The sequence below is a fragment of the Gilliamella sp. App6-5 genome (genome assembly GCF_001690525.1).
In the GTDB taxonomy this organism is placed as follows: Bacteria; Pseudomonadota; Gammaproteobacteria; order Enterobacterales; family Orbaceae; genus Gilliamella; species Gilliamella apicola_H.
In genome coordinates this window covers 1-1187 of the sequence record NZ_LZGT01000058.1, presented here as the reverse complement: position 1 = coordinate 1187, position 1187 = coordinate 1, and the positions used below count along the sequence as shown (strand labels likewise).

2 protein-coding genes are annotated in these 1187 nt (G+C 38.1%); both read right to left on the bottom strand.

Annotated features, from left to right (window positions below; translation table 11 throughout):
• Positions 1-248: transposase (locus A9G24_RS07230; protein WP_141673106.1), on the bottom strand; the 248-nt coding region annotated here is incomplete at its 3' end.
• A gap of 210 nt (positions 249-458) precedes the next feature.
• A partial coding sequence (locus tag A9G24_RS07225; protein ID WP_141673105.1) for an aminotransferase class I/II-fold pyridoxal phosphate-dependent enzyme occupies positions 459-1187 on the bottom strand: 729 nt, incomplete at its 5' end.

Below are 1187 nucleotides of genomic sequence, written 5' to 3'. Positions count from 1 at the left end.
TCCTGAACCAGACGACGTTCACTGGGGATACCGAAAAGATACCCCAATAGCATGATTTTAAACAGTCTGACCGGATCTTCTGCCGGACGACCGTTATTAGGGCAATAAAGTGGTGCTACCGCTTCTCGAATAAATTCAAAATCAATGACTTTAGCTATTTTACGAACAAGATGATTTTGGGGGACAAGCGCATCTAGCGAGATTTGCTCTATTTTTTCTGGTGTCGCTGGAGTTGGTTTTTTTAGCATAGAAGAACTTCTCTTATAATGGACTCCTCTCTATTAGATCAAAGAACTCGCCAAAAAGCGAGTTCTTTGTCATCAATCTGAAAGCGTCAATAAAGGCGCTTTTTTTATATAGTATTTATTGTGTTCGATAGCGGTTATTGGTTGATTAATTTATGAAGTAATCCATCAACCAATACACTTAAAGGGCAATAGACAAAAGGACTATTGTTTTTATTGCTTATAAGAAGACAGGAATTTGGCAAATCTTCCGATCGCATCTTGAAGCTCTCCGGTATGTGGTAAAGCAACAATTCTAACATGATCGGGTTTATGCCAATTAAAACCGGTTCCTTGTACAAGTAACACTTTTTCTTGTAATAAAAAGTCTAATACCAATTTTTGATCGTTATGGATGTTAAATTGTTTCTGATCTAATTTGGGAAATAGATACAATGCACCTTGTGGTTTAGTGCATGAAACACCAGGGATGTCATTGAGCAAGCGCCATGCCAACATACACTGATCATATAGTCGCCCACCTGGTACAATAAATTCGTTAATACTTTGATAGCCTCCTAATGCCCCTTGAATAGCATGTTGTAATGGTACATTGGCACATAAGCGCATTGAGGCCAGCATATTTAAACCTTCAATATAGCCTTTTACATGATGTTTAGGACCACAAAGCGCCATCCAACCTTGCCTAAAACCTGCTACTCGGTAGGTTTTTGATAAACCGCTCATTGTCACAACAAATAGGTCTGGCGCTAGTGCTGCAATTGAATAATGCTGCGCATCATCATATAAAATTTTATCGTAAATTTCGTCAGCAAAAATAATCAAATTATTTTGCCTCGCGATTTGTGCAATTTCAAGCAACACGTCTTTACTGTAAACAGCACCAGTTGGGTTATTGGGATTAATAATCACAATTCCTTTGGTTTTGGGTGTGATTTTTTG